This window comes from Streptomyces sp. HUAS TT7 (assembly GCF_051550175.1).
In the GTDB taxonomy this organism is placed as follows: Bacteria; Actinomycetota; Actinomycetes; order Streptomycetales; family Streptomycetaceae; genus Streptomyces.
Genome location: NZ_CP196175.1, coordinates 437,306 through 462,896, shown reverse-complemented (window position 1 = coordinate 462,896; position 25,591 = coordinate 437,306). Strand labels below are relative to the sequence as shown.

At 70.5% G+C, this 25,591-nt stretch carries 25 protein-coding genes; 6 read left to right on the top strand and 19 right to left on the bottom strand.

Translation table 11 applies throughout. The features are described from left to right. Window positions 1–169 precede the first annotated feature (169 nt). From ACSHXC_RS02225 to ACSHXC_RS02210, 4 genes are all read right to left on the bottom strand, one after another. A complete protein-coding gene (locus tag ACSHXC_RS02225) occupies window positions 170–973 on the bottom strand; it encodes a class F sortase (protein ID WP_438289883.1) in 804 nt (267 codons plus the stop codon). Then, window positions 930–1,523: a hypothetical protein gene (locus ACSHXC_RS02220; protein ID WP_438289882.1), complete on the bottom strand. Its 594-nt coding sequence runs from the start codon at window positions 1,521–1,523 to the stop codon at window positions 930–932. Before ACSHXC_RS02220 ends, ACSHXC_RS02225 begins: the two co-directional genes overlap by 44 nt. Window positions 1,524–1,793: 270 nt before the next feature. Next, window positions 1,794–2,237 carry a DUF6294 family protein gene (locus ACSHXC_RS02215; RefSeq protein ID WP_438289881.1) on the bottom strand — a complete coding sequence of 148 codons (444 nt, stop codon included), beginning with the start codon at window positions 2,235–2,237 and terminating at the stop codon, window positions 1,794–1,796. A gap of 58 nt (window positions 2,238–2,295) precedes the next feature. After that, window positions 2,296–2,646, bottom strand: coding sequence for a hypothetical protein (locus ACSHXC_RS02210; protein ID WP_438289880.1), 351 nt, complete (start codon window positions 2,644–2,646; stop codon window positions 2,296–2,298). Window positions 2,647–3,035: 389 nt separating this feature from the next. Here ACSHXC_RS02210 and ACSHXC_RS02205 point away from each other — a divergent pair, with 389 nt between their 5' ends. Together ACSHXC_RS02205 and ACSHXC_RS02200 are read left to right on the top strand one after the other, a co-directional pair. Further along, the gene (locus ACSHXC_RS02205) at window positions 3,036–3,326 is read left to right on the top strand and encodes a hypothetical protein (RefSeq protein ID WP_438289879.1); all 291 of its coding nucleotides are present in this window, start codon (window positions 3,036–3,038) and stop codon (window positions 3,324–3,326) included. Between the two features lie 139 nt (window positions 3,327–3,465). Further along, window positions 3,466–4,047: a MarR family winged helix-turn-helix transcriptional regulator gene (locus tag ACSHXC_RS02200; protein WP_438289878.1), complete on the top strand. Its 582-nt coding sequence runs from the start codon at window positions 3,466–3,468 to the stop codon at window positions 4,045–4,047. A gap of 61 nt (window positions 4,048–4,108) precedes the next feature. Here ACSHXC_RS02200 and ACSHXC_RS02195 read toward each other — a convergent pair whose 3' ends face one another. The 8 genes from ACSHXC_RS02195 to ACSHXC_RS02160 form a co-directional block, all read right to left on the bottom strand. Continuing rightward, entirely contained in the window at window positions 4,109–4,849 is a 741-nt protein-coding gene (locus ACSHXC_RS02195; protein WP_438289877.1) for a gamma-glutamyl-gamma-aminobutyrate hydrolase family protein, read from the bottom strand. Window positions 4,850–4,907: 58 nt separating this feature from the next. Further along, window positions 4,908–6,356: an APC family permease gene (locus tag ACSHXC_RS02190; protein WP_438289876.1), complete on the bottom strand. Its 1,449-nt coding sequence runs from the start codon at window positions 6,354–6,356 to the stop codon at window positions 4,908–4,910. Between the two features lie 108 nt (window positions 6,357–6,464). Then, window positions 6,465–7,310 (bottom strand): fumarylacetoacetate hydrolase family protein, encoded by an 846-nt coding sequence (locus tag ACSHXC_RS02185; protein WP_438289875.1) that lies wholly within the window; start codon window positions 7,308–7,310, stop codon window positions 6,465–6,467. Between the two features lies 1 nt (window position 7,311). Then, window positions 7,312–8,256 carry a 3,4-dihydroxyphenylacetate 2,3-dioxygenase gene (locus ACSHXC_RS02180; RefSeq protein WP_438289874.1) on the bottom strand — a complete coding sequence of 315 codons (945 nt, stop codon included), beginning with the start codon at window positions 8,254–8,256 and terminating at the stop codon, window positions 7,312–7,314. 7 nt (window positions 8,257–8,263) lie between these two features. Continuing rightward, on the bottom strand, window positions 8,264–9,727 hold the full coding sequence (locus ACSHXC_RS02175; RefSeq protein WP_438289873.1) for an aldehyde dehydrogenase: 1,464 nt from the start codon (window positions 9,725–9,727) through the stop codon (window positions 8,264–8,266). A gap of 57 nt (window positions 9,728–9,784) precedes the next feature. After that, a complete protein-coding gene (locus ACSHXC_RS02170) occupies window positions 9,785–10,591 on the bottom strand; it encodes an acetoacetate decarboxylase family protein (RefSeq protein ID WP_438289872.1) in 807 nt (268 codons plus the stop codon). Beyond that, window positions 10,588–11,958: an NAD(P)/FAD-dependent oxidoreductase gene (locus ACSHXC_RS02165; protein WP_438289871.1), complete on the bottom strand. Its 1,371-nt coding sequence runs from the start codon at window positions 11,956–11,958 to the stop codon at window positions 10,588–10,590. The genes ACSHXC_RS02170 and ACSHXC_RS02165 overlap by 4 nt, the downstream gene beginning before the upstream one ends. Before the next feature lie 5 nt (window positions 11,959–11,963). Then, window positions 11,964–12,152 (bottom strand): ferredoxin, encoded by a 189-nt coding sequence (locus tag ACSHXC_RS02160; protein ID WP_438289870.1) that lies wholly within the window; start codon window positions 12,150–12,152, stop codon window positions 11,964–11,966. Window positions 12,153–12,404: 252 nt separating this feature from the next. Here ACSHXC_RS02160 and ACSHXC_RS02155 point away from each other — a divergent pair, with 252 nt between their 5' ends. The 4 genes from ACSHXC_RS02155 to ACSHXC_RS02140 all read left to right on the top strand — a co-directional run bounded on the left by ACSHXC_RS02155 (window position 12,405) and on the right by ACSHXC_RS02140 (window position 16,883). Continuing rightward, window positions 12,405–13,769 carry a glutamine synthetase family protein gene (locus tag ACSHXC_RS02155; protein ID WP_438289869.1) on the top strand — a complete coding sequence of 455 codons (1,365 nt, stop codon included), beginning with the start codon at window positions 12,405–12,407 and terminating at the stop codon, window positions 13,767–13,769. 53 nt (window positions 13,770–13,822) lie between these two features. Then, on the top strand, window positions 13,823–15,103 hold the full coding sequence (locus ACSHXC_RS02150; RefSeq protein WP_438289868.1) for a cytochrome P450: 1,281 nt from the start codon (window positions 13,823–13,825) through the stop codon (window positions 15,101–15,103). 170 nt (window positions 15,104–15,273) lie between these two features. Then, complete coding sequence (locus tag ACSHXC_RS02145) at window positions 15,274–16,044, top strand: IclR family transcriptional regulator (protein WP_438289867.1); 771 nt, start codon at window positions 15,274–15,276, stop codon at window positions 16,042–16,044. Then, complete coding sequence (locus ACSHXC_RS02140; RefSeq protein ID WP_438289866.1) at window positions 16,041–16,883, top strand: SMP-30/gluconolactonase/LRE family protein; 843 nt, start codon at window positions 16,041–16,043, stop codon at window positions 16,881–16,883. Before ACSHXC_RS02145 ends, ACSHXC_RS02140 begins: the two co-directional genes overlap by 4 nt. A 66-nt stretch (window positions 16,884–16,949) precedes the next feature. On the opposite strand, the gene ACSHXC_RS02135 is transcribed toward ACSHXC_RS02140, so the two are convergent. The 7 genes from ACSHXC_RS02135 to ACSHXC_RS02105 form a co-directional block, all read right to left on the bottom strand. Beyond that, window positions 16,950–18,104, bottom strand: coding sequence for an aldose epimerase family protein (locus ACSHXC_RS02135; RefSeq protein WP_438289865.1), 1,155 nt, complete (start codon window positions 18,102–18,104; stop codon window positions 16,950–16,952). 47 nt (window positions 18,105–18,151) lie between these two features. Then, a complete protein-coding gene (mmsB, locus tag ACSHXC_RS02130) occupies window positions 18,152–19,387 on the bottom strand; it encodes a multiple monosaccharide ABC transporter permease (RefSeq protein WP_438289864.1) in 1,236 nt (411 codons plus the stop codon). Window positions 19,388–19,392: 5 nt separating this feature from the next. Further along, a complete protein-coding gene (gene mmsA, locus ACSHXC_RS02125) occupies window positions 19,393–20,967 on the bottom strand; it encodes a multiple monosaccharide ABC transporter ATP-binding protein (protein ID WP_438289863.1) in 1,575 nt (524 codons plus the stop codon). Continuing rightward, entirely contained in the window at window positions 20,964–22,079 is a 1,116-nt protein-coding gene (gene chvE, locus ACSHXC_RS02120; protein ID WP_438289862.1) for a multiple monosaccharide ABC transporter substrate-binding protein, read from the bottom strand. The genes mmsA and chvE overlap by 4 nt, the downstream gene beginning before the upstream one ends. After that, complete coding sequence (locus ACSHXC_RS02115; protein WP_438289861.1) at window positions 22,079–23,062, bottom strand: hypothetical protein; 984 nt, start codon at window positions 23,060–23,062, stop codon at window positions 22,079–22,081. The genes chvE and ACSHXC_RS02115 overlap by 1 nt, the downstream gene beginning before the upstream one ends. A gap of 236 nt (window positions 23,063–23,298) precedes the next feature. Beyond that, window positions 23,299–24,312, bottom strand: a complete 1,014-nt coding sequence (locus tag ACSHXC_RS02110) for a zinc-dependent alcohol dehydrogenase (RefSeq protein WP_438289860.1) — start codon at window positions 24,310–24,312, stop codon at window positions 23,299–23,301. Beyond that, the gene (locus tag ACSHXC_RS02105; protein ID WP_438289859.1) at window positions 24,309–25,469 is read right to left on the bottom strand and encodes a mandelate racemase/muconate lactonizing enzyme family protein; all 1,161 of its coding nucleotides are present in this window, start codon (window positions 25,467–25,469) and stop codon (window positions 24,309–24,311) included. Before ACSHXC_RS02105 ends, ACSHXC_RS02110 begins: the two co-directional genes overlap by 4 nt. Window positions 25,470–25,591 lie beyond the last annotated feature (122 nt).

Here is a 25,591-nt window from a genome sequence, read left to right as displayed (position 1 = left end):
TGGGGGGTGGAGCACGGCTCCCGGCCGCTCGGGTGGGGCGGCGGGGGAGCCGGATGAGCGACTAGTAATGTCCATGTCATTGACGGGAGTGTCAATAGCCACGGAACGTCACCGGAACCCCAAGGGGCGCTTTTCGGCCGGGAGTTGAGGCGGTCGGCGCCTCATGCGTTCAGTGCTTCATCTGCTGCGGCCCCGGTGGGCGCGCTGACGTGGTGCGGACCTCGGTGAGGTGGGCGAAGACGACTAGGTTGCTCTCGTACCCCGTCTTCGCGTTGAACCGGCCGCTGCAGGTGATCAGGCGCAGCTCGGGGCGGCCTGTCGGGCCGTACACCTCCTTGTCGGGGAAGTGCGCTTTCGCGTACGTCTTGATGCGGTCCACGGTGTACACGGCGATCCTGCCGTCGGCGCGGCGGGCCTCGACCAGCCGGCCGGGGCGCAGCATTTTGAGTCCTGCGAAGACGGCGCCCCCGGTCCTGGTGTCGAGGTGTCCCACCGCGACGGCCGTGCCCGACTCGCCGGGCGACGGACCGCCTTGATACCAGCCCACCACCTTCGGGTGGTCCACGGGCGGGGTGGTGAGATGGCGTTGCGCGTCGAGGCCCAGGGCGACGACCGGCGCCTCGACTCCGAGGTACGGGACGGCGAGCGAGACCGCCGGGGACGGCGGCAGTGGACGCGGGGCCACCGGATGCCGCGCGACCGGATGCTGCGCCGCCGGGCGCGGGGGTGCCGGACGCGGGGATGCCGGGCCCCGGCTGTCGCCGGCCGGGTCGGCCGCCGCCTTGGCGAACCGCGGCCCGTCGCCGGCAGGCGGGGCGGGCTCGCCGTGGTGGGCCACCCAGATGCCGCCCACCACCAGGGACAGGGCCAGGGCCGCCGTCCTCGTCAGGCGGTAGGCGCGCGTCCGGTGCCGGGCGATGGGGGCGCGTCTACGCTGAGCCATCGGAGCGGCGGCGGCGGAGTCGGCGGACATAGAGCACTCCGGCGACCGAGACCAGTCCCACGCCTGCCGCGGCTCCCGCCTGCGGAACGCCCGGAGTCTGAGCGAGGCCGCCGCCGCCCGCGGGCACCCCGCCCAGCGGCGCTCCGGCCCGGGGGGCCGGCGCGCAGTCGACATTGAAGACCTTCTGCTTGGCCGCGCCGCTGCCGCCGGCGACGTTCCAGACGAGCTTGTACTGCCCGTCGGGCAGCGTCAGAGGCGTGCTGTATCCGGTGCCGCCGGCCAGCCGCAGGGTGCCGGTGAGGGTGGCACCGCCGGCCCTGGCCGGCTGGGGGCTGATGTTCCAGGTGACACCCTGGACGGTGTCGAAGTTGAAGCCGTCCAGGTAGAAACCGCAGACCTTCGGGTTGTTGCTCTGGTCGGTGAAGGCCGTCCCCATGGAGTGGATCTTGACGTCGCCGTTGTCGCCGGGGGCGGCGAAAGCGGCCGTCGTGCCGGTCAGGGCGGTTCCCGCGAGGGTGAGTGCCGCGACGGCGGCGGCCCGCGTACGGGCGCGGGCGAAGGCGTGGAGTGCTGCAGGCATGCACAGTTCCTCTGGTTGGGATGATTGTCATACAAAACAGGGTTCTGTCTGATTCCTTCTCATGCCCGCGCGGTGCCGCGGCCGCGCCGCGCCGCGCAACACGCCGGACATCACCCGTCCGCCCCAACGCGACAGGCCACGGGGGCTGCCACCGTTCGGCCCGGCTTCCCCGCGTCCGTAGGCCCGCCGCCGCATCCCGCGCCCAGCACATGAAGAAGCGGCGCTGTGCTCTGCGAAGCACAGCGCCGCCGCTTGATCCAGCTGCGGGTCTCAGCACTCGGAGTGCTGGACGACCCTCGCGATGGCGTGGTAAACGCTGGGTTCGAAGGTGCCCTGCACCGTGTAGTCGTGGTGCTTGCTCGGCCACATGGTCGGGCTGTTGTACGTGCCGGTGGTGTACATCGTCTGGCCCGACGCGTTGTTCAGCTTGAACCGGGAGTGCCAGATGTCGCCGCTGAGGGTGAAGGTCGTCCAGGTGGTGGCGCTGAACGTGAGTTTGCCGTCGGAGTAGAGCTGAAGGTGCCCGCCCGTCTGATGGCAGTCACCGACGTTCAGGTCGCCCCAGGTGAACCACTTGTAGTCGGCCGCCACTCCCGAACGGACCGCGCTCCCATGGGAATCGGCCGAAGCCGTCGCGGGGTTCAGGACGAGGACGGTGGCACCGATGGCGGCCGCGGACACGAGGACTCTGCTCGCCCGCCGGAGAACGTTCATGATGGAACTCCCTTGCTGTGAAGGTGACGTGTGCTTGACCGCCTGATCGGACAACGGGCTAGCCGGAACCGAATCCCACGCTGCGGGCGGGCAGCGGCGGTGGGTTGGTCTGGTCCCATGTCCCTCCGACGCCCACGATCGCGAGGAGTTGCTGGCAGCCGGTGTCCGCGTAGACGAACGCGGTGGCGTCGGTGTCGTTGCCCGCGTGAGCCGCGCCGCCGGGAATTGGCAGGCACACACCGTTCTGCGGATTGACGAGTGCGTCGAGTGTTCCGGTGTCGGATCGGATGTACGGGAACTGTCCGTCGGCAGCCTGGGCGCTCGACGGCAGCAGGGCGATCAGGAGAAGAGCCCCGCCAACTGCCGTTCCCAGCCGCCTAATTGGAGCTGTGCGCCGCGTGGGCGTCACTTTCCGCGTTGCTTTCCGCAGGATTTTCTGTGGCGTAACTCGCCTGTGCATAGGCACCCCCCCTCTGGGTCCCTCGATGGTTCCGCAGGAAAAATGCCGCTGACAACCGCTCGAATGGGCGTGTACGGGCCGTCCGGGCGCCCGCCCGCGCCCGTGCGTCGAGCGTGTGCGCTGGGCCGTCCGGGTGAAGACGGGGGTGAGTCGCTTTCCGTTCCCAGGCCCGAGCAGCACGCTCAAATGGCCCATCTACAGGGAGAGTTGGGCGAGGGAGAGAGGGGTCACAGATGCGTGTGCGCAGTCGCGCGATCAGTCGGGTACCGATTCGTGTACTCAGGCGGGCGCTTACCGGTAAGAGGGTGGCCAGGTCGGTTCTGGTCGCGGGTGCAGGGGTGTCGCTGTTCACCGCGATGGCCGGGCTCTGCACCGATGCCCAGGCCGCCACGGGAAGCTTCAGCTATCGGCGTGCGGACACCGGGGGAATCACCACCATCGACAATCCGCCCGACCATTTCTGCTTCATCCTCAGCGGCGAGGCGCTGGGTGTCCACAACGGAACGAACAGCACCGCCATTCTGTACGAGGACGCGGAATGCGATCCGAATCAATTCCTCGATGCGGCACAGCCGGGACAGACCCTCAGCTTCGGCGTACGGCTGCCGCTGAGCGTGCGATTCGGCTGATCGCGAGGGCCAGGGGTGAGGGGGCGCGGAAGCCGTCACGTCCAGGGGCGGGACGGCTTGCGCGCCGCGTTCGTACAATTTGAGTCCGAACGATGTCCTCGACCCATGCCGCCCCCGCGGCGTCGAAGGGGTGTGGCCCGTGCCCGGCCGGCGATCCATCACCGAAGCAGAACAGCTGGCGCAGGCGAAGCTCGGCGGTGCGCCGATCCGCCATGACCAGATGGCCGTGGTGGCCAACATCTACCGAGCGGCCTCGGCGGTCCGACAGCACCTGGAGAACTCCGTGCTGCGCGGCTGCGATCTGACGTGGACCGCGTTCGTCGTGCTCTGGGTGGTGTGGATCTGGGGCGAGTCGGAGACCCGGCATGTCGCGGAGGAGGCGGGCATCTCCAAGGGCACGCTCACCGGGGTCGCCCGCACGCTGGAGGCGCGGGGCCTGGTGAAGCGGGCCGGCCACCCGACCGACGGCAGGCTCGTGCTGCTGAGCCTCACCGGTGAGGGGGAGGCGTTGATGCAGGGCCTGTTCCCGCGCTTCAACGACGAAGAGGCCTTTGTCACCGGGCAGTTGGACGATGCGGAGTGCCGCAGTGTCGCGGACGGGTTGCGGCGGGTGGTGCTGCAGGTCGAGGAGCGGGGGGAGGGGCGGCGGCGCGAGCTTCTGGGCGGGGCGGATCCGGCGCCGCGGCGCAGTGGGCGACGCCCGAGGGGTCCGGGGGCCTGAGCGACTCGGCCCGCCAGGGGGTGGGGCGCCGGGGCTCCGCCCCGATCCTGTCGGCCACCCGTCACGACCCGGGGAGTGGGCGGCCGGCTGCCGCCCGCACGAGCGCCTCGAACACCCCCCGCTGCGCGGCATCCCCGCACGCCGTGTCCTCCGGATGCCACTGCACCGCAACGAACCAACCCCGGTGGCCCGGCAGTTCAAGGCCCTCCACCGTGTCGTCCGCCGCACGGGCGGTGACCGTCAGGCCCGCCCCGAGACGGTCGACCCGCTGGTGGTGAAAGCAGGACGCGGTCACCTTCGTCGCGCCCGCCGCCCGCGCGAGAAGCGTGCCGGGCCGGACGGCGACCCGGTGCACATGGTGCCGGTGTGAGCCCCCGAGCCCGCTCATGTCCTGGTGCAGCGTGCCGCCCAGAGCGACGTTGACGACCTGGAGACCCCGGCAGACCGCGAGGAGCGGCAGCCCCAACTCCAGTGCCTGATACGTCACTTCGAGGTCGAAGCCGTCCTGCTCGGCATCGATGTCGTACACGCTGGCATGCGGCTCGGCGGCGTATCGGCCCGGGGCGATGTCACCACCCCCGGGCAGCAGGACGCCGTCGAAGCGGGCGAGCCGGGCGCCCACCTCGGCCGGGTCCGCCCGGCCGCCCGGTGCGTGGGGATGCAGGGTGACCGGCTCGCCGCCCGCCCGCCACACCGCCTCGATCAGCGCACGGGCGTTGACCTCGGCCGCGTACCGCAGTGCCGAGGTGGAGGCCGCGAAGCGGGCCGGGATCGCGACGAGCGGGCGCACGGCGAAGCTCATGGCGTTCCGCCCCGGCCAGGCAGGACCGGGACCGCGCCCCCCGGACGCGCGGCAGTATTCACCCGGCTCTGCCACGGATGAGCCGCGCCGCGCCCGCGCCCAGCGCCAGGACCGCCGGCACGGCCAGCGCGAGCCACGTCGCCGTGGTCCGGTCACCGCCGATGAGGGTCGTCAGGTTGGCCAGGATCAGCCAGATGGCGCCCGCCAGGCCGAGCGAGCTCAGCATCGGGGCGATCAGCGTGTTCCAGGGCCGGGTGTCGAGCCGCCCGCGGCGGAAGAAGACGATCACCGATACCGAGGTCAGGAAGTACAGCAGCATCATCGCGAGCACCGCCACCCCGCTGAACCAGGAGAACAGGGTGAGCACCGGGTCCTTGCCGAGCAGTGCGAACGGTATGACGAGCAGGACGGCGATGGTTGTCTGCACGCTGCCCGCCACCCAGGGGGAGTGTCGCCGGTTCAGCCTCCGCAGGCCGCGCGGAAGCAGGCCCTCCCTGCTGAGCGAGAACAGATAGCGGTTCGCGGAGTTGTGGAAGGCGAGCATGCCCGCGAACAGGGAGGTGGCAAGCAGGACCGGCAGGACGTCGTTCGCCCAGCCGCCGAACCGCCCGGCGATCGGCGCGAACACGAACGCCGATCCGTCCCCGCCCGCCAGCGCCTTGCCCGCCGCCCCGGCCGCGCCGGAAGCACCGTACGACGCGACCACCATCCAGGACGTGAAGGCGAAGAAGGCGGTGACCACGACGATCGACAGATAGGTGGCTCGCGGCACGGTGCGGTGTGGATCGCGCGCCTCCTCGCCGTAGATCGCGGTCGCCTCGAAGCCGAACATCGACGCCACCGCGAACATCAGCGCCACTCCCGGAGCGCCCTTGAGCGCCGCACCCGGCGAGAAGCTGTGCGCGAAGCCGAGCCCCTCCGGTCCGCCGCCCCGGAACAGCGTCACCAGGCCGAAGGCGAGCAGCACGCTCATCTCCGCGAAGACGAACACCGCGAGGACCCTGGCCCCCATCTCGATGCCGGTCGCGCCGAGCACCTGCACGACGGCCATGGTGGCCAACGCCCATACCCACCACGGCACTTCGGCCCCCGTGTGCTCCTTGACGATCCCGCTCACGGTCGCTCCGTAAAGGCCGTACATCGCGGCCTGGATGGTGCAGTACGCGAAGAGCGCGACGGCCGCGCTCCCCGCGCCGGAGGTGCGGCCGAGACCCCGGCCGATGTACGTGTAGAAGGCTCCCGCGTCGACCACATGGCGGCCCATGGCGACGAAGCCGACGGAGAACAGCAGGATCACCGCACCGGCGGCAACGTACGCGGCGGGCACGCCGGGCCCGTCGCCCAGGCCGACGGAGAGCGGGACCGCGCCCGCGATGCCGGTCAGCGGCGCCTGTGCCGACAGGACCAGGAAGAGGATGCCGAGCACGCCGAGCGCGTTCGGCTTGAGCCGTCCGGCGGTGGGGGAGTTCTGCTCAGTGGGTTGTCTTGCGGCCGTCCTGCCGTCCACGCGGATCACCTGTCAGGGCTCGGTCTGCGGGTGGGTGCTTCCCAGGTGGTGCAGCACCGCGCCGGGCGTCCCCGTGGCATGCCCGGTGCGGTGCCCGTATGTGGTGCCTCATCGGCGCGGCGCCCGAATGCCGCGGAACTCCCAGTCCCCGCCGAGCGCCGTGGACAGCACTTCCTCGGACTCGGTGGGCTGGGCGCCGACGTCGACGCGGATGGGGGTCGGCCCCGCGACAATGCGGTTGGTGAGCCGCCCGAGCCCTTCGACCTCGACCTCGACGACGTCTCCCGGCTGTACGGGACGGGAGTTGGCCGGCGTCCCCGACAGGAGCACATCGCCGGGCAGCAGCGTGATGGTGCGGGCGATGTCGGCCACCAGGTAGTGCATGTCCCACCGCATCTCGTCCGTCGAACCGTCCTGCGCCACCTTGCCGTTGACGTAGGTGCGCAGGTACTTGTGGCGGAAGTCCCAGTCGGTGACGAGGCCGGGGCCCAGCGGGCACAGGGTGTCGGAGCCCTTGACGCGCAGCATCGAACCGGCGTCGGTGTCACGGAAGTCGTGCAGTCCGAAGTCGTTGCCCACGGTGTATCCCGCGATGTACGCGGCCGCTTCTTCGGGCGCGATGTTGCGGGCGGTCCTGCCGATGACGATGGCCACCTCGCCCTCGTAGTTGAGCCACTTGCAGCCCGCCGGGCGCACGACCGCGCCCCGGTGGGAGTTGAGGGCCGACACCGGCTTGTGGAAGTAGGTGGGTGCGGACGGGAGTCGAGCCCCGAACTCCTCCACCCTGCTGCGGTGGTTGAGGTGGACCGCGACCACCTTCGAGGGAGTGACGGGTGGCAGGTGCGCGGCCTCGTCGTCCTTCACGCGGCGGCCGTCCCCGGCGACGAGTTCGTCCCCTTCGCACACGACCTGGACGGGCGCCCCGTCGAGCAGGATGCGGCGGTACTCGGGCATGTCAGGCCTCCCGGTCGCGTCGGTGCGGGTGGCGCGGGGCGGCGGGCGTGGGCAGGCCCGTGCCGGTCCAGCCCTCGGCGGGGCGGTCGAACCACAGGTGGACCTGTCCGGTGCCGATCGAGTTCTCGTACGCTCCGTACTGGCGGCCTGGAGCGGTGCAGGCCTCGCCGCCGAGCGCGCCCGCCATCATCAAGTAGTGCGCGAACCGCGCCTCGGGCCTGAACTCCCGGAATTCCGGCATGGTGTGGAGCACCTTGGCGTGGCGGCCCTCCTTGAACCAGGCGATGCGCTCGACGTCGGCCGCGCGCGCCTCGGGCGTACGGATGTGGGAGGGATCGCTCGCCTCGTGGTCGCGCAGTTCGCGCAGTGGCCAGAAGGTGTGCGAGAGGGCACCGGACGCGATGAGCAGGACCCTGCGACCGGGCGTCGCCGCGATGCCGTCCGCGAGCGCGCGGCCGAGCCGCAGATGGTCCTCCATGTCACCGGTCTGGCACACCCCGATGGACACCCACCGCTTGTCGGGCAGCCCCTCGCCGAGGAACTTCCACAGATTCACGGTGGCATAGTGCACCGGAAGGTACGGATCGTCGACGGCGGTGATCCAGGTGCCGTGCCGTTCCGCGAACTCGGCTATTCCATGGGCGAGTTGAGGGTCGCCCGGAAAGTCGTACCGCATCCGGCACATGCCCCGGGGGAGCTCCTCCGAGGTGAACAGGCCCGCGCGCCGGCTCTGCGCGGTGACGACGAACTCGACGGTGGTCGCCCAGTGCGAGTCGAGAACCACCACCGTGTCGTAGCGGTCACCGGCGAAGACGTCCTCGCGCAGCTGCCGCAGGCCGGTGACGAGGCTGATCTCCATGCCCTCGTTGAGTTCGCGCCGCACCGGCTCGGGCAGCACGATGGTGGGCACGTGCGCGAGCAGGCCCGCCCCGACGATCTCGCCCATGGTCCCCTCAACTCCCCGGTTCCGTAACGGTGTTCTTGAGGTCGCAGAAGAAGTCGAAGCTCCACGTGCCGCCCTCGCGGCCGATGCCGGACGCACGCGAACCGCCGAAGGGGGCCCGCAGATCACGTACGAAGAAGCAGTTCACCCAGACCGTTCCCGCCACGAGCCGCTCGGTCACCCGCCGGGCCCGCTCGGCGTCCGCCGTGACGACGGTCGCGGCGAGCCCGAAGCGGGTGTCATTGGCCAGCTCCAGCGCCTCGTCCTCGTCAGCGAAGGTCTGGAGCGTGAGGACGGGGCCGAACACCTCCTCCTGGACGATCTCGCTGTCCTGTGCCACATCGGTGAGGAGGGTGGGGCGGTAGTAGGTGCCGCCGAGCTCGGCGTTGGGCGAGCCGCCGAGCCGGGCCCGTGCTCCGGACGCGACCGCGCGCCGTACGAATCCGTCGACCTTCTCCAGCTGGGTGGGATGGATCAGCGGCCCGATGTCGGTGGCCTCGTCGCGCGGGTCACCCTGCCGGAGCCGGGCGGCCCGCGCGACGAACCGCGCGGTGAACTCCGTCGTGACGGACTCCTCGACGAGCAGCCGGGTGGCGGCCAGACACACCTGCCCCGCGTTGTCGTACTGCTCCACGGCCAGGTCGACGGCCAGATCGAGATCGGCGTCCGTGAACACCAACAGCGGTGATTTTCCGCCCAGTTCAAGGCTCAGCGGGGTGAGGTGTTCGGCCGCCGAGGCCGCGATGCGGCGGGCGGTGGGCACCGACCCGGTGAAGCCGATGCGGCGCACGTCCGGGTGGGAGACCAGCGCGGCGCCCGCTTCGGCACCGTAGCCCTGGACGACGTTGAGGACACCGGGCGGGAGCCCGGCGTCCGCCGCGATGTCGGCGAGCAGTGACGCGGTCAACGGCGACCACTCGGCGGGCTTGAGGATCACCGAGTTCCCGGCGGCGAGCGCGGGTGCGACCTTCCAGGTGGCCAGCATCAGCGGCGCATTCCATGGCGTTATCAGCACGCACGGCCCCGCCGGGTCCCAGGAGACATGGTTGACGGCTCCGGCCGGGGTCGCGAAGTCGTCGAGGTCCAGGGTGAGCAGCCGGTCGGCGAAGAAGCGGAAGTTGTGCGCCACCCTCGGCATCACCCCGCGCCGGTGGGAGCGGAGCAGCGCGCCGTTGTCGAGGGTCTCGACCTGGGCGAGGTCCTCGGAGCGCTTCTGTACGCCGTCGGCGATGGCGTGCAGGATGCGGGCCCGCTCGGCGCGGGGCGTGGCCGCCCAGCCGGGAAAGGCGGCCTTCGCGGCGGCCACCGCCGCGCCGGCCTCGAAGGAGGAGCCGCGCGCCACCCCCGCGAGCGTGCGGCCGTCGATCGGCGAGACATCGGTGAAGGCGGTGGGGGAACCGACGCGCGCGCCGCCGATCCAGTGCCGCGTGTCGACGGCGACACCGGCGACGGCGGCGATGTGCTCACTCGTCATGTCCATCCTCCGACCGATCGGCACAAGAGCCTCCAACTGGGTATCCATGAACGGGAGTCACTCGGCTCCCGAGGTGTTGGATTCGAGGAGTCTGCCTCCGTCCCACACGACGCCGACCTGCCGGTAGTACGCCGCGATCGGCTCCCGCACCACGAGGCGGGCCAGCTCTTCGGTGGGGGAGTCGAAGAGTTCGAGGTCGGCGTCCCCCGCCCACGCCTGGCCGGCCTCGAAGGACGCGGTGCCGGACTCGATCAGCTCGTCGAGGGCGAGCCCCTTGCCCTTCTCGATGGAGGGCAGCCAGCGGTGATGTGCCATCGGGTGTGCGTTCACGAAGCCGCCCGTCGTCGAAGGCTGACGCAGCGTCACCACCACCTGGGCGAGCCTCCGGTCGGCCGCCGCGAGGGTGGCGCCGAAGCGAGCCCCGGGCTCGATCCGGGGCGCCGGTCCGAACGGGTGCGGCCGGGTCTGATGGATCGAGCCCAGCTTCTTCGGATAGCCCTGGTGGAAGCCGCGTACGACCGCGAAGTCCTTGTCGACCCAGATGTACACGCAGCGCGAATAGGCCTGCCCCCGGTACGAGCAGCGCACGACTGCGAACGCCTCCTTGTACTGGGCGCGCACCGGGTCGAGCAGCTCCCGCTTCGACGCCGAACAGGACTGCCAGTCCGCCCAGACGAGCGCGACCGCTCCCGGATCCTCGGGCGCCAACTCCAGTGGGTGGGGAAGGAGTTCGCGTACGCGCTCCGGATCCGTGCGGTATTCGACCGTGAGGACGTCGCCCGAGTACAGCCACGGGGGTGCGGGGGCGATGGACGATTCGCCGGTCGCCGTCTTCGGGTGGAAGTAGCCACGGACGCTGCTCACGGGGCGGCTCCTTGCGGGCTGAGGGCGGGCCTTTCGAGGAGGAGAGGACGGTGCCGGGCGGCGGCCGCGGCGGCGGCCGGTCCGCCGAGCCCCACCACGCCGACGAGGCGTCCGTCGCGGTGGTAGCCCACCAGCATGTCGCCGTCCGACCCGCCGTCGAGCAGCCGGACGTCGTCGTGCCCGAGCTCGGGCGAGCCGAAGGACTGGAGCCGGAAGTCGTACTGGTCGCTCCAGAAGGAGGGGAGGGGCGCGAAGGGTGCCAAGTCGGTGGCATGTGAGCGGAGTTGGGCCGCGAGCACCTTCGCGGCGTGCTTGGCCGTGTCGCCCGGGATCGACCAGTGCTCGACCCGGCGCGGGACGCCGTCGTACCGGGCGTTGGGGAAGCGGGCGATGTCGCCGACCGCGACCACGTAGGGGAGGCAGCCCGCGTCTGTTGTCGTGCCGTAGGGCGGTCCGCCCGCCTCGGCAGCGGCGCCGGATGCCGGCCCGTCCGCCTCGGCCGTCGCGCCGCTTGCCCGTCCGCCCGCCCCGGCGGCCGCGCCCGCCCCGTCGGCAACGCGCCGCACCCGCAGGTGCTCGTCGGTGAGTACGCCGTCGGACAGGTCGAGGCCGTTGCCGGCCAGCCACTCGGTGTTGGCGGCCGAGCCGACCGACTCCACGACCACATCGGCCGCCAGGACCCGCCCGTCACTCAGGGCGACCCCGGTCACGCGGTCTTCGCCCGCGAACCCGGCGATCCCTGTCCCCAGCGCGAACCGCACCCCGCGTTCCTCGTGCCGGCGCAGCAGCGCCCGGGCGAGGAGCTCGCCGAGCGGGCGCAGCATCGGCAGGGGCGCGACATCGACGACGGTCACCCCGGCGACGCCGAGACCGACGGCGGTGGCGGCCACCTCGCAGCCGATGAACCCCGCGCCTATCACCACCAACTGAACACCGGGCAGAGCCAGTTCGGCCCGCAGTGCCCGTATGTCGGCCAGTGTCCGGACCGTATGGCGGCCACTGCCCGGTCCGGACGGTCCCGGGCAGCGCAGCCGTCGCGAGCGCAGCCCGGTCGCGACGACCAGGCCGTCGAAGCCGAGCTCGTCGCCGTCATCGAGGACGACGACGCGGTCCCGCAGCCGGGCGTCCGTCACCCTCGTCCCGAGCCTCCACTCCACATCGGCGGCGTTCGCCCGCGGAGTGAGGGCCAGCGAGGCGAACGGTGCTGTTCCCGCGAGGACGCGCTTGGAGAGCGGGGGGCGGCTGTAGGGCATGTGGGGCTCGTCGCCGACCACCGTGATCGGCCCGGTCCAGCCGGCGGCGCGCAACTGCTCGGCGGCGCGCAGCCCGCCCAGCGACGCCCCGGCCACGACCACGCGCGCGGTCACGGCGCTCAGGCCTCGATCCGGATGGCCTGCATCGGACAGACGTCGGCGGCCTCCTCGACATCGGTGCGGAACGTCTCACCGGGATCGCTGAGATAGGCGAGGTGTCCACTGTCGTCGAGGCGGAAGACGTCCGGGGCGGCGAACACGCACTGCCCGTGGTCCTGGCACTTGTTCATGTCGACGGCGACCTTCATGGGCCGACTCCCTGTGACCGAACTGCGTAACCGAGCCGTATGACCAAGCTGCTCGATCGAACCGCTCGACCGAACTCGTTTGATACCAAACAACATAGAGACGTGTCGCCGGACGGTCAATGCCCTTGCAGCGGTGCGGAGTTCGTGGAAGCAGCCTTGGCGGGAAGGTGCGCACCTCTTGCGGGAAGGCGTCTCGCATCCATACCGTTTGAAGCCAAACCAATAGCGTGCGCTCAGCCCGAGGAGACGTCGGTGAGTGCTCAAGTACCTTCAGAAGCAATCCAGTTCACGGAGCGACTGTCCGTCGAGGGCATTGATGTGGTCCGGGTGACGTACCCCGACCTCATCGGCACCGACCGCGCCCGGGACGTGCTCCTCGACCAGCTGCCCGCGGCCTGCTCGCACGGCCTCTCCTTCTGCCGCGCCGTCTACCACACCAGCCCCCAGGGCGATGTCGTCCCGATCGCGGGCGGCCTGGACGCGGGGCTCCCCGACATCGTCGTACGCCCCGACCTCGACACCCTCCTCACGCTGCCATGGGAACCCGGCGTCGCCTCCTGCCTGGGCGATGTCACCGACCCGGCGACCGGCGCGCCCGCCCCCGAATCCCCCCGCGCCCTGCTGCGCGCGGTGCTCGCCCGCTGTGCGGAACACGGGCTGCGCCCGGTCGCGGGACCCGAGCTCGAATACTTCCTGTGCGATCCGGACCCCGGCGCGCCCGGCGGCTGGCGGCGCTACAGCTCCGCCGCGGGCGCCGTCTACACCGCGGGACTGCGCGCCGACCCGGACAACCACCTCCTGCGGACGCTGCGGCTGCTGCGCGACCTCCGCATCGGGATCACTCACGGAAACCACGAATTCGACGGCGCGCAGTTCGAGATCAACCTCGTGCACTCCGAGGCACTGGGCGCCGCCGACCGCGCCTTCCGGCTCAAGGCCGCCGTCAAGGAACTCGCCCGCAAGGAGGGCAGGCTCGCCACCTTCATGGCCAAGCCCTTCAACGACGCGGGCGGCTCGGGCTTCCATCTGCACCTGTCCTGCGACGCAAGCGACGGAGGGAAGTCCCGCAACGTCTTCGACGACCCCACCGGTCCCTACGGCCTCTCCGATACCGCGCGGCACGCGGTCGCGGGCCTGCTCGCCCACGCTCCGGCCCTGGCCGCCCTGGTCAACCCGACGGTCAACTCGTACAAGCGCTTCGGGCCCGACACAGTGGCCCCCTGGCTCGTCGACTGGGGCCTGGACAACCGCAGCGCGATGGTCCGCATCCCGCCCGAGCGCGGAGCGGGGTCCCGGCTCGAACTGCGGCTCGGCGACGCGAGCGCCAACCCGTATGTGCTCATCGCGGCGACCATCGCCGCGGCCCTGCTCGGCATCCAGGCGGGGGACGAGCCGCCCGAGCCGCTTGAGGGGTACGGCTACGACACCGCGAGGTCCGCCCTTCTTCCGGACTGCCTGCCGACCGCGCTCGACGCCCTCGAAGCGGACACCGCGCTCACGGGAATCCTCGGCAAGGACTTCACCGCCGCCTACCTCGCGTACAAGCGCAACGAGGTCGAGCGCTTCCAGCAGCACGTCACCGACTGGGAGTTCACGGAGTACGCGTACCACCTGTGACCCGCGGATACGGGCCGCCCCCACCGCGCGGACCACCCGCTCAAGGAGCCCCCATGGCCGATGCCAACCCCGCCGCGTACGACCCGATGTCCCTCGACGACGTCGACCTCGCCGACCTCGACCGGTTCACCGACGGCATCACCCCATGGCGCATGTTCCACACCCTGCGCCACCAGGATCCCGTCCACTGGCAGCCCGAGCCGGCCCCCAACTCCGGGTTCTGGGCGGTGACCCGCCACGAGGACATCGTCCGCGTCGACCGGGACGCCGACACGTTCACCTCCACCCGGTTCGTCAACCTCGAAGAGCTCGACGACGACCAGATCAAGAAGCGGGCCTCCATCCTCGAAATGGACGGGGTGCGCCACCGCGCGCTGCGCGGCCTGCTCCAGCGCCAGTTCGGGCAGAACGTGATCAACGGCTACGCCGACTTCCTGCGCGGCCTGACCGCGACCACCCTGGACGCGGCGCTGCCCAGGAAGACCTTCGACTTCGTGGAGCACGTGTCCGCCGACTTCCCCATCAACGTCCTCGCCCGGCTCCTGGACGTGCCGCCCGAAGACAACCGGCGGCTCATCGACTGGGGCAACCGCATCATCGGCCACACCGACCCCGACTACGCGGACGTGCTCCTCGACAGCGCGGAGAGCGAGCAGTACCGGGACCTGCCGTTCCGCTCGCCCGCCTCCATCGAGGTCTTCGAGTACGGCCGCGAACTCGCCCGGCAACGCCGCGGCGGCCACGGCACCGATCTCGTCTCGCGGCTCGTCAACGAGACCCCGCGCGACCACATCCCGCTCAGCGCCCAGGACTTCGACAACTACTTCCTGCTGCTCGTCGTCGCGGGCAACGAGACCACCCGGCACGCCATCTCGCACACCATGCTGGCCCTGATCCAGCACCCCGAACAGCTCGACCGGCTCCGCCGCGACCCCTCCCTCGTCCCGGGCGCCGTGGAGGAGTTCCTGCGCTGGGCCTCGCCCGTCTACCACTTCCGCCGCACCGCGACCCGCGACGTCGAACTCGGCGGCAAGCGGATCAGGGAGGGCGACAAGGTCGTCATGTGGTACGCCTCGGGCAACCGCGACGAGCGGGTCTTCACCGACCCGTACGCCTTCGACGTGACCCGCGCCGACAACGACCACGTCACCTTCGGCAAGGGCAGCCCCCACCTGTGCCTGGGCAACCTGCTCGCGCGGACCGAGGTCCGCATCATGTTCGAGGAGTTGATCCCGCGCCTCGCCGACATCCGCCTGGCCGGGGAGGTCCCGAGGGTCCGCTCCAACTTCGTGAACGGGATCAAGCGGCTTCCGGTGGAGGTCACCCCCGTGTGACACAGAGCCCGGATGCTCCCCCGAAGGAGCTGCCCGGCCGCCTCGGCCGGTAGGGGTGAGCCGAGCCGTAGCCGCGGGCCCATTGCCCGGTGAACACCCCTGTGGTTAGCCTGTGTTCGTCATTCCGGTCGACGGCCGGAGTTTCGAACAAGAAGGGTGGGTGGCCGAGCATGGGCCGACTGGTTCCCGCGGTGACCAGGGCGCTGGACGTCCTGGAGCTCTTCCTGGAGAGCGAGGGGAGCCTCTCCGCGCCCGATGTCACGCGCCGGCTCGGGCTGCCCCGCACCACGGTCCACGAGCTGCTGACCACCCTGGCCGTCCGCTCCTACCTGGCGCCGGTACCCGAACAGCCGGGCCGCTACCGGCTCGGCGTACGCACCTATCAGCTCGGCAGCCGCTACGCCGAGCAGCTCGACCTCGCGGCCGAGGGGCAGCAGGTGGCCCGCGAGGTCGCGGAGACCTGCGACGAGACCGTCCACGTCGCGATACTGGAGGACGTCGACGTCATCTACATCGCCAAGGTCGACTCCACCCACGCCGTCCGCATGGTCTCCGCCGCCGGCCGCAGGCTGCCCGCGCACTGCACCTCCGTCGGCAAGATGCTGCTCGCCACGCTGCCCGAGGCCGAGCTCGACGCCCGCCTCGAAGGCCGCGAACTCGTCGGCATGACACCCGACAGCATCACCGACCCCGCCGCCCTGCGCACCGCGCTCGCCGAGATCCGCGCCCGCGGGACCGCCTTCGAGCACCGCGAGTCCAACCCCGACGTCAGCTGCGTGGCGGCGCCGGTCAAGGACAGCACGGGCCGAGTGGTCGCCGCGCTCTCCATCTCCGTACCCGTGATCAGGTGGAACGGTGACCGCGAGACCGAGCTCGCCGAACTCGCCCGGAAGGGCGCCGGCGATCTCTCCGTACGGCTCGGCCACCGGGGTGCGCGATGAGGTACGAGCTCGCGGTACGGGAGTGGGCCGAGCTCGGCGAGGGGCCGACGTGGGACCCGGCGACCGGGCGGCTGATCTGGGTCGACATCCTCTCCTCACGCATCCACACCTACGATCCGGCCGCCGGCCGCCGTACGGTCATGGCCACCGAACAGCACGTCGGCGCGGCTAAGCCGCGCGCCGGGGGCGGCCTCGTCGTCAACCTGCGGGACGGCGTCGGACTGTACGGCCCCGACGGCGGATTCCGCTGGCTGCTGCACGACCCCGTGGCCGGTCGGCGCGCCAACGACGCGGCCGTCGCTCCCGACGGGGCGCTGTGGGCCGGAACCATGCGCTACGACGAGGCGCCCGGCGGCGGCACCCTGACGCGGATCGCCGCGGACGGCGGCGCGGCCGAGATCCTCGGCGACGTGACCGTCAGCAACGGCACCGGCTGGAGCCCGGACGGGCGGTTCATGTACTACATCGACACCCCGACCCGGACCGTCGATGTGTTCGACTTCGACGGCCAACTCGCCCACAACAGACGGCAGTTCACCTCGGTCGAGGCCGGTGCCGGGTTTCCCGACGGGCTCGCCGTGGACGCCGAAGGCGGCGTCTGGGTGGCGCTGTGGGACGGCGGCGCCGTCCGGCGGTACGCGCCCGACGGCGGCCTCGACCAGGTCGTGGAGCTGCCCGTGCGGCGCCCCACCGCCTGCGCCTTCGGCGGCCCGGACCTCACCGATCTGTACATCACCACCGCCCGCGCCGGGCAGGCCGCACCGCCCCCCCTCGCCGGTTCGGTGCTCGTACTTCCGGGGGCGGGGCGCGGGCTGCCCGCCACTCCCTTCGCCGGATGATGGATCATCAAATGCTGTGTGCCCCACGGGAATTCCTGTGGGGCACATGCGTGTGGTGTCGAGCCTTCAGCGGGTCGAGAACGAATGGAGCGTCGATGTGCGGTACGTCGTGCCCGGGCGCAGTACGGTCGACGGGAACGACGGGTGATTGGGCGAGTCAGGGAAGTGCTGGGCTTCCAGGCAGAGGGCGTCGCCCTGACGGTAGGTGCGGCCGGAGGTGCCCTCCAGGGTGCCGTCGAGGAAATTGCCGGAGTAGAACTGCAGGCCAGGCTCGGTCGTGTGCATCCGCATCACCCGGCCGGAGGACGGATCGGTGAGGGTCAGGGCGTAGGCGGGGGAGGTTGAAATTCCCTTGTCCAGCACCCAGTTGTGGTCGAATCCCTTCGCGCGGACCAGCTGTTCGCCACCGGCGCGGATGTCCCGGCCGATCGGCTTCGGGCGCCGGAAGTCGAAGGGCGTGCCCGCCACCCGGGCCAGTTCGCCGGTCGGGATCAGGCCCGCGTCGACGGGGGTGTAGCGGGCGGCAGCCAGTGCCAGGGTGTGGTCGTAGATGGAGCCGCTGCCCTCGCCCGCCAGGTTGAAGTAGGTGTGGCTGGTCAGGTTCACGACGGTCGGCCGGTCCGTGGCCGCCTCGTAGTCGATGCGCCAGTCGCCGCGCGCGGTGAGGGTGTACGTGACGCGGACCCTCAGGGTGCCGGGGTAGCCCATCTCGCCGTCGGGGGAGACCCGGCTCAGGACCAGCCCGGTCTCCGGGCCGCGCGTGAAAGGCTCCACCCGCCACATACGCTTGTCGAAGCCCTGGGTGCCGCCGTGCAGACTGTTCGCCCCGTCGTTCAGGGGGAGTTGGTAGGTATGGCCGTCCAGCGTGAACCGTCCCGCCGCGATGCGGTTGCCGTATCTGCCGATGAGGCCGCCGAAGTACGGGCTCTTCGCGACATAGTCGGCGAGGTTGTCGAAGCCGAGGGCGATGTTCGCCAATTGTCCGTCGCGGTCCGGGACTTCGAGGGAGTGGATCACCCCGCCCCAGGACAGGACCTGGAGCCGGGTTCCGCCGTTGCTGACCGTCCAGAGGTCCACGGCGGTGCCGTCGGCCAGGGTGCCGAAGTGCTTCCTGGTGGGGGAGCGGCGCGGTGCGGCCTGGGCGGTTCCGGCGCCGAGCGCTGTCGTAGCGGCCAGACCGGCGGCGCCTGCCGCAAGTACCGTACGTCTGCTGGTCTTCATGGAGCGACTCCTTGAGGGAGATCCGGAAGGGGGGAGATCCGAGGGACTCATGAACCGACCTTGCGCTTGTTGTAGACGTCGAAGCCGACCGCGGCCAAGAGCACGAACCCCTTGATGACCTGTTGGTAGTCCGTGCCGATGCCGACCAGGGACATGCCGTTGTTGAGCACGCCGAGCACCAGGCCGCCGATGATGGCGCCGAACACCGTGCCCACCCCGCCACTCATCGACGCACCGCCGATGAACGAGGCCGCGATGGCCTCCAGTTCGAAGTTGACGCCCGCGTTGGGCGTGCCCGCGTTGAGGCGGGCTGCGAAGACGACGCCGGCCAGCGCCGCCAGGACACCCATGTTGACGAAGACCCAGAACGTGACCCGCTTGTCCTTGACGCCGGAGAGCTTCGCCGCCGCCTGGTTGCCGCCGAGCGCGTACACATGGCGCCCCACGACCGCGTTGCGCATCACGAAACCGAGCCCGATGAGCAGCGCCGCGAGCAGGAGCAGCACCACCGGGACACCGCGGTAGCTGGCCAGCGTCATCGTGAAGGCGAGGACGGCGGCCACCATCGCCACGCACTTGGCGATGAACAGGCCCTGGGGCAGCACATCGAGTTCGTACGCCCGCTGGCGCCGCCGGGACCGCACCTCCTGGACAAGGACGACCCCGATCAGGGTGAGCCCCAACAGCAGTGTCAGATTGTGGTAGTTGGTGTCCGGGCCGACCGCCGGCAGGTAGCCCGTGGAGATCTTCTGGAAGCCGTCGGGGAACGGGCCGAGCGAGCGCGAGCCGAGCAGGATCTGGGTGCCGCCGCGGAACAGCAGCATCCCGGCGAGCGTGACGATGAACGACGGTATTCCGACGTACGCGATCCAGAACCCCTGCCAGGCGCCCGCGACCGCCCCGATGGCCAGCGCCACGACCAGGGCGAGCACCCAGGGCACATGGTGCTCGACCATCATCACGGCGCACGCGGCCGACACGAACGCCGCCAACGAGCCCACGGACAGGTCGATGTGGCCCGCGATGATGACGATCATCATGCCGATCGCGAGCACCAGGATGTAACTGTTCTGGAGCACCAGATTGGTGACGTTGTTCGGCTTGAGCAGCACCCCGCCGGTCCATATCTGGAACAGCACGACGATCAGGCCGAGCGCGACGAGCATCCCGTACTGGCGCATGTTGCGGCGCGCCGCGCCAAGCAGCAGCGCGGCGGGCGCCGGGCGCGGGGAAGCGGGCGCCGACGGGGCGCTCCTGGGGGTGTCGGTGGTGACCGGACCCATGGCGACTACCTCTTGTCCGTGGTCATGTTGTTCGTGGTCATGTGGCGCATCAGCACTTCCTGCGTCGCCTCGGCACGCGGCACCTCACCGGTGAGCCGGCCGGCCGCCATCGTGTAGATGCGGTCGCACATGCCGAGCAGTTCGGGGAGTTCCGAGGAGATGAAGACGACGGCCTTGCCCTGAGCCGCGAGCCGGTCGATGACGGTGTAGATCTCGTACTTGGCACCCACGTCGATGCCCCGGGTCGGCTCGTCGAGGATCAGCACATCGGGCCCCGCGAAGATCCATTTGCTGAGCACGACCTTCTGCTGGTTGCCGCCGGACAGCCGCCCGACCTGCTCGAAGACGGTGGGCGCCTTGATGTTCATGGACGTGCGGTACGACTCGGCGACCCGCCGCTCCTCGTGCTCGTCGACCACCCCGCGCCGCGACACCCGGCCGAGCGCGGCCGTGGTGATGTTGCGGGCGATGGTGTCGATGAGGTTGAGGCCGTACTGCTTGCGGTCCTCGGTGACGTACGCGATGCCGTGGCCCACCGCCTCCGGTACGGTCCGCGTCCGGATCTCGCGGCCGTCCTTCCACACCGAGCCGCTGATGTTGCGCCCGTAGGAGCGGCCGAACAGGCTCATCGCGAGCTCGGTGCGGCCGGCGCCCATCAGGCCCGCGATGCCGACGATCTCGCCCCGCCTCACCTGCACGGACACGTCGTCGACGACCTTGCGCTGGTGGTCGATGGGATGGTGCACGGTCCAGCCCCGCACCTCCAGGGCGGGGTGCGCGCCGGGATCGCCGTCGTACGGGGTGCGGTCGGGGAAGCGGTGGTCGAGGTCGCGGCCGACCATGGCTCGGATGATCCGGTCCTCGGTCGTGGCCGGATCCCTCACGTCGAGGGTCTCGATGGTGCGGCCGTCACGGATGACGGTGACGGAGTCGGCGACCGCCGCGATCTCGTTCAGCTTGTGCGAGATGACGATCGACGTGATGCCATGATCTCTCAACTCCCTTATCAAGGCGAGGAGATGGGCGCTGTCGTCGTCGTTGAGCGCGGCCGTCGGCTCGTCGAGGATGAGCAGTTTCACCTCCTTGGAGAGGGCCTTGGCGATCTCCACCAGCTGCTGCTTGCCGACGCCGATGTCCGCGACCCGGGTCCCCGGATGCTCGCTCAGGCCCACGCGCTTCAGAAGCCGGGATGCGTGCTTCAGCGTCTCGTGCCAGCTGATGATCCCTCGGGTGGCGTGTTCGTTGCCGAGGAAGATGTTCTCGGCGATCGACAGATAGGGCACGAGCGCGAGTTCCTGGTGGATGATGACGATCCCGCGCGCCTCGCTGGCCCGGATGTCCTTGAACGCACAGGACTCGCCCTGGAAGAGGATGTCGCCCTCGTAACTCCCGTGCGGATGAACCCCGCTGAGCACCTTCATCAGGGTCGACTTGCCCGCGCCGTTCTCCCCGCAGATCGCGTGCACCTCGCCCGGGGTGACGGTCAGTGACACGTCGGACAGCGCCCGGACGCCGGGGAACGTCTTGACGATGGAGCGCATCTCAAGGACAGGCGGCGCCTCATGTGCGGGTGCGCTCACTTCAGGTCACTCGCCTTGATGTAGCCCGAGTCCACAAGCACGGACTGGTAGTTGGACTTGTCGACGCTGACCGGGTTGAGGAGGAACGACGGCACGACCTTCTTCTCGTTGTTGTACGTCTTGGTGTCGTTGACCTCGGGCGTCTTGTCGTTCAGCACCGCGTCGGCCATCTGCACGGCCTGCTTGGCGAGCGCCCGGGTGTCCTTGTAGACGGTCTGCGTCTGGTCGCCCGCGATGATCGACTTCACCGACGCCACCTCGGCGTCCTGCCCGGTCACCACGGGATACGGCTTGGCGGCGGTCCCGTAGCCGCCGGAGCGCAGCGCGGACAGGATGCCGATGGAGATCCCGTCGTACGGCGAGAGCACAGCGTCGACGCGGGCGGAGGAGTACGCCTTGGTCAGCAGGTCGTCCATGCGCTTCTGCGCGGTGGCGCCGTCCCAGCGCAGGGTGGTCACCTGGTTGAGGTTCGTCTGCCCGCTCCGGACCACCAGCTGCTTCTTGTCGAGATAGGGCTGGAGGGTCTTGAGGGCGCCCTGGAAGAAGTAGCGGGTGTTGTTGTCGTCCGGCGACCCGGCGAACAGCTCGATGGTGAACGGGCCCTTCTTGCTGCCGTCCTTCAGCCCCAACTTGTCGATGATGTACGTCGCTTGGAGTACGCCGACCTTCTCGTTGTCGAAGGAGGCGTAGTAGTCGACATTCGGCGAGCCGAGGATGAGCCGGTCGTAGGAGATGACCTTGATGTGCTGGTCGGTGGCCTGCTTCAGGACGTCGCTCAGGGCGCGGCCGTCGATCGCGGCGATCACCAGGACGTCCACCCCCTTGGTGATCATGTTCTCGATCTGGGCGACCTGCTGGTCGACGTTGTCCTCGCCGTACTGGAGCTCGGTCTTGTAGCCGAGGTCCTGGAACTGCTTGACCATGTTGTTGCCGTCGTTGATCCACCGCTCGGACGACTTGGTCGGCATCGCGATGCCGATGGTGGAGCCCTTGCTGCCCTTCTTGGTGTCCTTGCTGCCGCCCTCACTGCTCTGCCCGCAGGCGGCGAGCGCGAGGGCGAGGGAGCCGGCGACGAGGGCGAGTGCTGCTCTGCGGATGCGGCGCATGGTCATCAGTCCTTCAAGGAGAAGCGGTTGAGGGGGCCGGGGAGGCGGGAGCCGAGCGGGGACATGCCGCCGTCGGCGCCGTGCCGGGCGAGGAGGTCGAGCACGAGCCGGCCGCGCCGCACGCGCTCGCGCGCCGTGTCCAGGGCGGCGTCCCGCAGATGTGCGCCGTACGGGTAGATGCCGGGCGCCCTGGACAGGCCGAACTTGAGGTACAGCGGGGCGGCGCGGCGGATCAGCTCGGCCGCCTCGTACATCCGCACATAGCCGCCGAGGTCGTCCGGCGCCTCGATGTAGAGGTCGAGCGGAACGCCGGAAACCCGGCGGATCTCGGTGAAGTGAGAGGCCGTCAGATCCGAGGGCACGTTCACGGAGTCCGCGCCGAGCCGCTCGTGCACCGAGACCGACGCCGGGTTGACCGGGCCGATCAGCGCCGAGACCTTGAGGGTGGTGTCCGCGGGCAGCAGGCCCAGCTCGCGCAGCCGGTGCAGGGTCCACAGCACGCCCTCGTCGGCCACGAGCAGGCACCGGACGCCCAACTCCGTTGCACGCAGGGCGTCTTCTACGCAACCTGCGAGCGCGTCGTGACCCCGGGCGCGCAGCCCCGCGCCGCCCGAGGCGGTACGCGTGGAGCCGCCGGTGTCCCAGGTGCCGCGCGGCCCGGTGAAGAGGCAGAGCTCGATGTCGCGCTCCGCGCAGGCCTCGGCCATCTCGGTGATCTCGGCGTCGGAGAGCATCCACACGCCACTGCCCTGGCTGACCCGGTGCACCGGCACGTCGAGCCGCGAGGACTCCTTGAGCACGATCGCGAGCGCCTCGGGGCCCTCGACGGAGGGGATCTCGGTGCGCCAGGAGCCGCCGTCGGGGAAGACGTGCGGGGAGGAGTCGGCGGGGTTGTCGGCGGGCGCGGCCAGGCCGACCGCGGTGAGGGCCCGCTCGCCGGGGCGGCGGGGTCCCGCGGGTGTGAGAAAGGGGGCTGAAGTGTCGGTCACAGGCGGGATTCCTTGCGTGAGCGGGCCTTCGGGCTTGTTCGGTATATCGAACATGGTTCGGGTCATTGGGTACGAGGGGATGGGATGGGGGGGGCTGCGGGGTGGGAGGTCGTGTGGTCGGTGGCTATGTGGCCGCGCCCCATGTGGTCGAGGGTTATGTGGCGCGGAGCCGTGTGGTCGGGGGTTATGTGGCGCGAACCCATGTGGCGGGACGCCATGGGGCAGGAAGCAGTGGTCTACGGGCGCAGCAGGACCTTTCCGGTCTTCGAGTCGCCTCCGCCCACCAGCGCGAGCGCGTCCGCGTACCGGTCGAGCGGGAACTCATGGGTGATCAGCGCCGCCGGGTCGAGCTGCCCGGTGACGTACGCCCGCACCGCGAAGGACCACGCCGCCGACGAGGCGCCGAAGACGCTGCGTACGGTGAGCTGGCTCAGCGAGAGGTGGACGGGGTCGATCCCGGTGGCGCCCGGCGCGAACATTCCGGTGAGGACGACCCGGCCGCCGCGCCGGGCGAGCAGGGTCGCATCGGCGGCGGTGGACGGTGCGCCCGCCGTCTCGACCACGAGGTCGAAGCGGCCGCGAACGTCGTGCGACAGCTCCTGGGTGCGGGCCTCGGTCGCCCCCATGTGGCAGGCCAGCTCGGCCCGTTCGAAGCGGGGGTCGATCACCGCAAGGTCGGCGGGGGAGTAGCTCGCCAGGAGCTGTACGGCGAGCAGGCCCAGGGTGCCCGCGCCCAGCACCGCGATCCGCTCGCCCGGCTCGGGCGCGCCGGCCCGTACGGCGCCGGCGACCACGGCGGCCGGTTCCAGGAGGGCGGCGGCGCTCAGGTCCGCGTCGTCGGGCAGCGGGTGCAGAAGCCGGGCCGGGACCACCACATGGTCGGCGAAGCCGCCGGGGTGGGTGAACCCCGTCTCGGCGTACGGAGCCGTGCACAGCGAAGTCTCGCCGTGTCGGCACCGCTCGCAGGTGCCGCAGGTGCGGAAGCCCTCGGCGACCGTTCTGCGCCCGACGAGTCCCGGGTCCACGCCCGGCCCGGCCGCCTCCACGGTCCCGGCCCACTCGTGGCCGGGCGTGAGCGGGTAGCGCACGTAGCCGGGGTCGCGGTGGCCGTCGTACACCTCGCGGTCACTCATGCAGATCCCGGCGGCGGCGACCCGCACCACGACCTCACCCGGGCCGGGCTCGGGGCGCTCGCCTGTGACCAGGCGGTGGCGCCCCGGCGCGTCGACGACGATCGCGCGGCTGCTCATCCCCGCGCCCCGGACGGGTCGCGCTTCTCCCAGCCCTCGGCCCACAGATCGAACCGGGCCTGCTGCTGCGGGAATTCGGCCGCCGCGTCCACATCGAGCTCGACGCCGAGACCCGGCGCGTCCGGCAGCTCGAAGTAGCCGTCGACCACCTGCGGGGCGCCCTTGACCACCTTCTTGATCTCGGCGTCCGCGAAGTCGTTGAAGTGTTCCAGAGTCTTGAAGTTCGGTGTGCAGCCCGCCACTTGGAGGGAGGCCGCGGTGAGCACCGAGCCGCCCACGTTGTGTGGCGCGACCAGCGTGTAGTGGGTCTCGGCCGTCGCGGCGAGCTTCCTGGTCTCCAGGATGCCGCCGATGTGGCCGACGTCCGGCTGGATGATGTCGGCGGCCTGCGACTCGAAGAGCTCGCGGAACTCGATCCGGTCGTGGATGCGCTCGCCGGTCGCGATCGGGATGTCGACCTTGCCCGCGACCTTCGCCAGCGCCTTGAGGTTCTCCGGCGGTACCGGCTCCTCCAGCCACGCCGGTTGGAACGGCGCGAGCTCGTGGGCCAGGCGCACGGCGGTGGCCGGCGAGAAGCGGCCGTGCATCTCCAGCATCAGCTCGGTGTCCGGACCGATCGCGTCCCGCACCGCCTCGATCAACGAGACGGCGTACAGGGACTGTTGGCGGTCCAGCTCGAAGTGGCCGGTGCCGAACGGGTCGATCTTCAGCGCCCGGTACCCCCGCTCGACGACCGCCTGTGCCGCCTTGTGATAGGCCTCCGGGGTGCGCTCGGTGGTGTACCAGCCGTTGGCGTACGCCTTGACCCGGTCGGTCACCCGGCCGCCGAGCAACTGCCACACCGGGACGCCGAGAGCCTTGCCCTTGATGTCCCAACAGGCCATCTCCACCACGGCGATGCCCGACATCACGATCTCGCCGGCCCGCCCGTAGTCGCCGTACTTCATCCGCCGCACGAGGTCCTCGATCGCGAACGGGTCGGATCCCGCGATGTGGTTGGCCTCTGCCTCGCGGAGATAGCCGATCAGCGCGTCGGTGCGGCCGAGCATCCTGGTCTCGCCGACGCCGGTCAGGCCCTCGTCGGTGTGGACCTGGACGTAGCTGAGGTTTCGCCAGGGGGTCCCGACGACGTGGGTGCTGATTCCCGTGATTCGCAAGGCAGTTGCTCCCGGGGCTGCTGTCCGTGACGTTCGATATTTCGTCATGCGTTCGAAATGCTGGCGTGACGGTAATGACGTGCGGCCGAGGGTGTCAATGGGTCGGACGGGAACCGTTCCGA

What these genes read in the sequence shown, in the direction of transcription:
- ACSHXC_RS02225 (WP_438289883.1), bottom strand. Translation starts at nt 973, where the DNA reads ATGTCCGCCGACTCCGCCGCCGCCGCTCCGATGGCTCAGCGTAGACGC.
- ACSHXC_RS02220 (WP_438289882.1), bottom strand. Translation starts at nt 1,523, where the DNA reads ATGCCTGCAGCACTCCACGCCTTCGCCCGCGCCCGTACGCGGGCCGCC.
- ACSHXC_RS02215 (WP_438289881.1), bottom strand. Translation starts at nt 2,237, where the DNA reads ATGAACGTTCTCCGGCGGGCGAGCAGAGTCCTCGTGTCCGCGGCCGCC.
- ACSHXC_RS02195 (WP_438289877.1), bottom strand. Translation starts at nt 4,849, where the DNA reads ATGAGCTTCGCCGTGCGCCCGCTCGTCGCGATCCCGGCCCGCTTCGCG.
- ACSHXC_RS02185 (WP_438289875.1), bottom strand. Translation starts at nt 7,310, where the DNA reads ATGCCCGAGTACCGCCGCATCCTGCTCGACGGGGCGCCCGTCCAGGTC.
- ACSHXC_RS02180 (WP_438289874.1), bottom strand. Translation starts at nt 8,256, where the DNA reads ATGGGCGAGATCGTCGGGGCGGGCCTGCTCGCGCACGTGCCCACCATC.
- ACSHXC_RS02175 (WP_438289873.1), bottom strand. Translation starts at nt 9,727, where the DNA reads ATGACGAGTGAGCACATCGCCGCCGTCGCCGGTGTCGCCGTCGACACG.
- ACSHXC_RS02160 (WP_438289870.1), bottom strand. Translation starts at nt 12,152, where the DNA reads ATGAAGGTCGCCGTCGACATGAACAAGTGCCAGGACCACGGGCAGTGC.
- ACSHXC_RS02150 (WP_438289868.1), top strand. Translation starts at nt 13,823, where the DNA reads ATGGCCGATGCCAACCCCGCCGCGTACGACCCGATGTCCCTCGACGAC.
- ACSHXC_RS02145 (WP_438289867.1), top strand. Translation starts at nt 15,274, where the DNA reads ATGGGCCGACTGGTTCCCGCGGTGACCAGGGCGCTGGACGTCCTGGAG.
- ACSHXC_RS02140 (WP_438289866.1), top strand. Translation starts at nt 16,041, where the DNA reads ATGAGGTACGAGCTCGCGGTACGGGAGTGGGCCGAGCTCGGCGAGGGG.
- ACSHXC_RS02135 (WP_438289865.1), bottom strand. Translation starts at nt 18,104, where the DNA reads ATGAAGACCAGCAGACGTACGGTACTTGCGGCAGGCGCCGCCGGTCTG.
- mmsB (WP_438289864.1), bottom strand. Translation starts at nt 19,387, where the DNA reads ATGGGTCCGGTCACCACCGACACCCCCAGGAGCGCCCCGTCGGCGCCC.
- chvE (WP_438289862.1), bottom strand. Translation starts at nt 22,079, where the DNA reads ATGACCATGCGCCGCATCCGCAGAGCAGCACTCGCCCTCGTCGCCGGC.
- ACSHXC_RS02110 (WP_438289860.1), bottom strand. Translation starts at nt 24,312, where the DNA reads ATGAGCAGCCGCGCGATCGTCGTCGACGCGCCGGGGCGCCACCGCCTG.